The sequence below is a fragment of the Glycocaulis sp. genome (assembly GCF_052168375.1).
Classification (GTDB): domain Bacteria; phylum Pseudomonadota; class Alphaproteobacteria; order Caulobacterales; family Maricaulaceae; genus Glycocaulis.
Window position 1 is genome coordinate 1 of sequence record NZ_JBQLZR010000213.1, and the last position, 6,455, is coordinate 6,455.

At 63.4% G+C, this 6,455-nt stretch carries 6 protein-coding genes; 5 read left to right on the top strand and 1 reads right to left on the bottom strand.

Features of this window, described 5'->3' with window-relative positions:
* Positions 1-283: 283 nt before the first annotated feature.
* Complete coding sequence (locus tag ACTS2Z_RS08490; RefSeq protein WP_442572783.1) at positions 284-2,362, top strand: amidohydrolase family protein; 2,079 nt, start codon at positions 284-286, stop codon at positions 2,360-2,362.
* A gap of 3 nt (positions 2,363-2,365) precedes the next feature.
* Here ACTS2Z_RS08490 and mgtE read toward each other — a convergent pair whose 3' ends face one another.
* A complete protein-coding gene (mgtE, locus tag ACTS2Z_RS08495) occupies positions 2,366-3,670 on the bottom strand; it encodes a magnesium transporter (protein ID WP_442572784.1) in 1,305 nt (434 codons plus the stop codon).
* A 148-nt stretch (positions 3,671-3,818) separates the two neighbouring features.
* Between mgtE and ACTS2Z_RS08500 the strand changes: the two genes are divergently transcribed.
* From ACTS2Z_RS08500 to ACTS2Z_RS08515, 4 genes are all read left to right on the top strand, one after another.
* Positions 3,819-4,166, top strand: a complete 348-nt coding sequence (locus ACTS2Z_RS08500) for a glycine zipper domain-containing protein (RefSeq protein WP_442572785.1) — start codon at positions 3,819-3,821, stop codon at positions 4,164-4,166.
* A 4-nt stretch (positions 4,167-4,170) separates the two neighbouring features.
* On the top strand, positions 4,171-4,596 hold the full coding sequence (locus ACTS2Z_RS08505; protein WP_442572786.1) for a hypothetical protein: 426 nt from the start codon (positions 4,171-4,173) through the stop codon (positions 4,594-4,596).
* Positions 4,597-4,682: 86 nt separating this feature from the next.
* Positions 4,683-5,990: an APC family permease gene (locus ACTS2Z_RS08510; RefSeq protein ID WP_442572787.1), complete on the top strand. Its 1,308-nt coding sequence runs from the start codon at positions 4,683-4,685 to the stop codon at positions 5,988-5,990.
* A 28-nt stretch (positions 5,991-6,018) separates the two neighbouring features.
* Positions 6,019-6,312 carry a hypothetical protein gene (locus ACTS2Z_RS08515; protein WP_442572788.1) on the top strand — a complete coding sequence of 98 codons (294 nt, stop codon included), beginning with the start codon at positions 6,019-6,021 and terminating at the stop codon, positions 6,310-6,312.
* Positions 6,313-6,455: the final 143 nt, after the last annotated feature.

Below are 6,455 nucleotides of genomic sequence, written 5' to 3' on the forward strand. Positions count from 1 at the left end.
CCTCCTCGGTCAGAAGCGTCTCAAGCTGCAACGCATCATCCCACTGAAAGGAAATCTGCGAGCCTTGCGTGTCGTGACCGGCCATGGCGTTTGCTCCTCATATTCGGTTACGCGATCAGGTTGGCGCCACTGCTACTACCCTTGGCGCCGGAAAGGCAGACACTTTTTCACCTTTTCGCACCCGGCAGGCATCGGGCAGACGATGCGCACCATGGTTCCCGAACGCCCGCGCCGTGCTAGCGTGGCGTCAAACAGGTGCAAGAGGCACCGGGGGAGAAAACCAATGATCATCACGGCGAGACTGGCCCTTGTGGCCCTTATGGGTGCGGGCCTCGTGGCGTGCGGGCAGGAAGGCGCGGACAGTGCGGGCCAGGAGACGGCAGGCGCCGTTGTCGCCGTGCAGGAAGCCTCGAGCTTTACTGTCCTTGCGAGCGGCACGCCGGTTGGCGCGCTGGAAGTCACGCCGACCGAAGACGGCTACTCGATCTTCTACGAGTTCCGCAATAATGGCCGCGGCCCGACCTTCAACGAGACGATCGTGCTCGACGAGGACGGCCTGCCGCAGCGCTGGACGATTGACGGCATCACCACCTTCGGAAACGAGATCAGCGAGGTGTTCGAGCGCAACGGCAATACCGCAAGCTGGCGCGACACGACGGGCGAGAATTCCGCCGAGGTGCCGGCAGGCGCGGTGTACGCGCCGCAGAACGCCAGCCCCTACAGCCTTGCCATCTCCGCAAGGGCGCTGCTGGACGCTGACAGCAATACGCTGCCGGCCATTCCCGGCGGGCAATTGCGCCTGGAGGTGATTGAAAGCCTGTCGGTTTCCAACGGGACCGACACACGTGAAGTGACGAGCTGGGCTTTGTCGGGCCTCGGCCTGAACCCCACCTATTTCCTGATGGAAGGCACGGCTTTCTTTGGCGTCATCTCGCCCTCCTTTGCCGTGCTGGCCGAGGGCTTTGAAGGCGAGGATGAGCGCCTGCGGGCCCTTGCCGCCGACTACGGTGCCAGCCGCTATGAGTCCATCCAGTCGCGTGTAGCGCATAATTATGACGGCCCGGTCCGGGTACGTAATGTGCGCGTCTTCAATCCCCTGGAGCAGAGCCTTGGCGAGCCGGTATCTGTTGTATTCGAGGGCAACCGGATCACCGCCATCGAGGCGGCTGACGCACCCGGAAATGCCGGTGAGGTGGAAATTGACGGCGAGGGCGGCTCGCTCCTGCCGGGCCTGTTCGAGATGCACGCCCATATGGGCGAGGCGAGCGCGTTCCTGAACATCGCGGCAGGTGTCACGTCTGCGCGTGACATGGGCAATAATAATGACGTGCTCGACCGTCTGATCGCCAATATCGAGGCGGGCAGGGTGGCCGGTCCGCGCCTTTATCGCAGCGCCTTCATTGAAGGGCGCAGCCCCTTCAACTCCAATAACGGCACGGTGGTGGAGAGCGAGGAGGAAGCTGTTCAGGCCGTCCACGACTATGCCGACCGGGGCGGCTTCCACCAGATCAAGATCTACAACTCCATGCGCCCGGAATGGATTCCGGCTGTCATTGCGACGGCGCGCGAGCGGGATCTGCGCGTGACCGGCCATATCCCGGCCTTCACCAATGCCGATGCCATGATCGAGGCTGGCTATGACGAGATCATCCACATCAACCAGCTCATGCTGGGCTGGGTGCTGGATGCCGGCGAAGACACGCGCACGCTGCTGCGCCTGACCGCGCTGCAACGCCTGCCCGTGCTCGATCTGTCGAGCCCGGCTGTCCAGTCTACACTCGACGCCATGGTGGAAAACGGCGTTGCCATCGACCCCACCTTTGCCATTCACGAGCGCCTGCTGCTCTCGCGCAATGGCGAGGTGGACCCCGGCTCGGTCGACTATGTCGACAACCTGCCGGTCGGCGCCCAGCGCGGAGCCCGCAGCGCCATGGCCGCGATCGGGTCTGCGGAAGAGGACGAGGCCTATCGCGGTGCGTTCGAGCAGGTGCGCGCCGTGCTGGAGATGATGCGCGAGCGCGGCATCATGATGGTGCCGGGCACCGATATGGGCGGCTCCTTCACCTATCACCGCGAGCTGGAGCTCTATCAGCTCATCGGCATGGAGCCGGCGGAAATCCTCAGCTGGGCCAGCCATGGCATGGCCGAGTATCTTGAGGTGGGTGACGAGCTTGGCCGCATCGAGCCGGGCTATCTGGCGGACTTTTTCCTGGTGCCGGGTGATCCCACGCAGGACCTGCGCGAGATCAAGACCATCGCCATGGTGGTGGCCGATGGCCGGGTCTATTTCCCCAGTGAAATCTACCCCGAGTTCGGCATCCGGCCGTTTGTGGATGCACCGCCTGTCCGGCTGCCCGAATAGGGATCAGGCGAACAGCACCATCCCCGCTATGGTGAAATAGATCACGACCCCGGTGGCGTCCGCGATGGACGTCACCAGCGGGGCGCTGGCCGCTGCCGGGTCGAGATTGAAGCGGGACAGGACAAAGGGCAGGGACATGCCGATCAGGCTGCCCACCAGAACGATGATGATCATCGAGCTGGCCACCACCATGGCGATTTCCGGCCCGCCCCGGAAAATGCCGATGCCCGAAACTGCGAGCGCCATGGTCAGGCCGAGCGCGCCGGCCACCAGAAACTCCCGGCCCAGCATGCGGCCCCAGTCGCGTGACCGGACCTCGCCGGTCGCCAGCGCCCGCACCATCAGCGTGGAGGCCTGCGCGCCGGCATTGCCGCCCGAGGCAATCAGGAGCGGCAGGAAGAAGATCAGCACAATCTGGGCGGCGATGATGTTCTCGAAGTAGGCAATCCCGAAACCGGAGAGCAGATTGCCGAAGACCAGCAGGATCAGCCAGACGATCCGCGCGCGATAGAGCGTGAAGATACCGGCCGAGCGCACGCTTTCATCGATGTCGCCGTGCGCGCCGAGGCGCAGGAAGTCCTCGGTTGCCTCTTCTTCCAGCGCGTCGATGGCGTCGTCATGGGTGACGATGCCGACAAGGTGGTGCTCGGCGTCGACCACGGGGAGGGCGAGTATGTCGTATTTCGCGATGGTGCGCGCCACGCTTTCCTGATCGTCATCGACGCCGACATAGACCGGATCATCATCCATCAGGTCTGCAATCTTGCGCGAGGGCGGTGCCAGGATGAGGTCGGTCAGGCGTACCGTACCGATCAGTTCGCGGTCATCCTTGAGAACATAGGTGCGATAGATGGTTTCCTTGTCCGGAGCCTCCCGGCGCAGCTGGGCGATGGCTTCCTTCGCCGTCAGCTCCGGCTTCAGCGTGGCATAGTCCGACGTCATGATCGCGCCTGCTGTCCCGTCCTCGTAGGAGGCGAGCTTGCGGATGTTCTCGCGCTCGACATGGGCAAGGGCGGGCAGGATCATTTCCTGCTGCTCCTCGGAGAGGCGATTATAGACGTCGGCCCGGTCGTCCGCGTTCATCTCGGTGATGAGCGCGGTCAGCTGCGGGCGGGTCATGTGCTCGATGGTTTCGGCCTGCAGGTCCGGTTCGATATAGCCGAATACATCGGCCTGAACTTCCACAGGAAGGGCACACAGGAGCTTCCAGGCCTCGCCGGGATCCATTTCCGAGAGTGCGGCGGCAATGTCGGCCGGATGGTCTTCTGCATCGATTGTGATCGCCATGCCGGCTTCGTCGAAGGCCATGAGTGCTCCTTGCAACCTTTGAAGGGGTGCCGCGTTTCCCGTGTTCTAGACCTGCAGGGCGCAACTTACCAAGGGGGAGGCCGGTCTGGTTCTCACCCGACACAGAAAATTCTTGCGCCCGGGTTTGTAGACAAGGAAAGGAACACCCATGAGCACGTCTGCTGCACGCGCTGCCAAACAGGTAAAGTCGGCCGTCAAGCGCGAGGCCGACGCGGAATCCCTTGCCGCCGAGCTGGAAGAGCTGCGCCGCGAATTCCGTGAGCTGGTGGAGCAGGTCGGCCGGGTTGGAAAAGTTGGCGCCCATGAAGCCTCGACGGCCGCCAAGGCGACCGTCAAGCAGGGAAAAGAGACCGGGGATCACCTCGTGGAGGAGGTGGTCGACCAGTGGCATTCGGTCGAGGACCGTGTGGTCCAGCAGACCCGCGACAATCCCTGGCAGGCGCTCGGCATTGCCGCTGCGGCCGGCCTGCTGATCGGTTTCCTGGCGCGCCGCTAGTCTCATGATCGGACCTGCAAAGGCCCTGATGTCGCTGGCCACCGGGCATGTCTCGATGGTCGGCGGACATCTCAAGGCCCGGATTTATTTGAAGATATTGCTCACGCTGTGTGTCATTGGCGCAGTGGTGTTCGGCTGCGTGCTGGCCAGCGTGCTTCTTGCTGAAGCCATCGGGCTGGCAGCGACCATGGCCCTGATGGCGGGCATATTCGTGCTCGCCGCGCTCATCGTGCTGATCGTCATGATCGTCGAGCAGAAGCGCCACGAGGCCAGGGAGCGGGAACAACGCGAGGCGGAGATGCGCCTCGCCAAGATTGCCCTTGTTTCGGCCATTCCCATGATCAAGGGCGGCGGTCTCGTTGCCGCGGGCGCCGCCGCCGTGGCGCTCGTGCTCCTGATGGGCGGCAAGCTGGGCGGGGATGACGACTAGCATCGCCCGCTGACAGGCGCGCCGCAGGCTTGCCCTTCGCGTGATACCGGACCAGTCTCGCCCTCCACGGCTAAGCGGGGGCGGGCATGACGGGCGGCGAAAATCTTGACCGGCAGATCACGGCCCGGGGCATCTGGCTTCTGGCCGTCAACGGCATGATCGGCGCGGGCATCTTCGCCGTTCCCGCTGGAGCTGCGGCACTGATGGGCGTGTGGAGCCCGCTGGTCTACATCGTCTGTGCGATCCTGCTCGGCCTCATCGTTGCCTGTTATGCGGAGCTTGCCAGCCGCTTCACCTCCACCGGCGGGCCGGTGCTCTATGTGCGCACCGCCTTTGGCAAGTTTGCGGGTTTCGAGACCGGCCTGGCTGTCTATGCAACGCGCATTACCGCCTTTGCCGCGAACGTGAACCTGATGGTGGCCTCCATCGCGTTTTTCGTTCCGGCCTTGAGCGACGGCCCGCTGCGCATGCTCGTCATTCTTGCGATCATCGCGCTGCTTGCGGCGATCAACATGGCGGGCGCAAGCCCGGCCATGCGCGCCATGGGCCTGCTGACTGTCCTGAAATTCATGCCCTTGCTGGCGATTGCGCTGGTCGGGCTCTTTCACATCGACCCGTCGCTTTTTCCCGAAGACTCCCTTGGCTTCCCGCAGAGCGCACAGTGGAGCGCGGCGGTGCTGCTGGTCATCTACGCCTTCGTGGGCTGGGAATCGGCCGTTATCCCGGCCGGGGAGACCCGCGAACCGGGCAAGGCCATGCCGCAGGGCCTCCTGTGGGCGCTGGCGGTCGTGGCGTTGCTCTACGTGGTCATCCAGATTGTCTGCGTGGCCGTGGTGCCGGATCTCGCCAGTTCAGAGCGCGCGCTTGTGGATGCCGGCGCGATCCTGTTCGGGCCAGCGGGCGCGCTGCTCCTCACCCTGGGCGTCATCGTTTCGGTCGGCGGCAATATCACCGGGACCGTGGTGACAACCCCGCGCCTGACCTACGCGCTCGCATTGGAAAAGACCTTGCCGGCCTGGTTTGGCAAGGTGGATGCGCGCACCCGCGTGCCAGCCAATTCCATCGCCTTCTTTGCCGTGCTCGCGGCCTTCCTGGCCATCGTGGGGGACTTCTTCGCGCTGGCCGCGATGAGCGCCTTCGTGCGCGTGCTGATCTATGTGGGCTGCATTGCCGCCATGCCGCGCGTGCGGGCTTTGCCGGCCGAAACCGAAAAGCCGATGCGCCTGCCGTTCGGCTGGACCATTCCGGTGCTAGCCGTGCTCGGCTCTCTGGTATTGCTGACCCAAGTGCCCTTGCGCTCCATGGCGATCACGGCAGGCTTCCTCGTGGCTGGCGCGGTCATCTACGCCATCATGAACTGGCTCAATGCGCGCGGCGAGACTGACCGAGGATGAGTGTTCCTCTTCGATAGGAGATAACCGGGTGACAAATTCCGTTATGGCCACTTACCTGAAATTGCCTTCTGTTATACTGGCGCTCACGAGCATTTTTCTCACCTATGTCTATCTCGTATCGAAGCCCTTCTCACCAATCCCTGATAGCGTGGCAGTTCCGGGGGTGATGGCGATTGTTGCGCTGACCAATCTGGCGGCCGTGTTCAGGTTTATCTCGGCCAGTTTTCGAGAGCAGGCGCCCGAGCGCAAAACGATTGAAACCCTGATCTTCGTCTGGGCAGTTTCTTTGCATGGCGTTGCAATAACCCAGGCCGTCACATGAACACCCGCCGCATACGGTTTCCGTGTCGCCGATCGCGTGCTTTTGTTGCCAGAAAATGGGGGACAACATGAACGCAGAACTGGCCGTACTGATCACGCTCGTCGCCTACAAGCTGGTGCTTGTCGGGGTGGGTTTGTGGGCCT

Bases quoted from the DNA above. Each gene is read 5' to 3' on its own strand.
- mgtE (WP_442572784.1), bottom strand. From the start codon at position 3,670: ATGGCCTTCGACGAAGCCGGCATGGCGATCACAATCGATGCAGAAGAC.
- ACTS2Z_RS08490 (WP_442572783.1), top strand. From the start codon at position 284: ATGATCATCACGGCGAGACTGGCCCTTGTGGCCCTTATGGGTGCGGGC.
- ACTS2Z_RS08510 (WP_442572787.1), top strand. From the start codon at position 4,683: ATGACGGGCGGCGAAAATCTTGACCGGCAGATCACGGCCCGGGGCATC.
- ACTS2Z_RS08505 (WP_442572786.1), top strand. From the start codon at position 4,171: ATGATCGGACCTGCAAAGGCCCTGATGTCGCTGGCCACCGGGCATGTC.
- ACTS2Z_RS08500 (WP_442572785.1), top strand. From the start codon at position 3,819: ATGAGCACGTCTGCTGCACGCGCTGCCAAACAGGTAAAGTCGGCCGTC.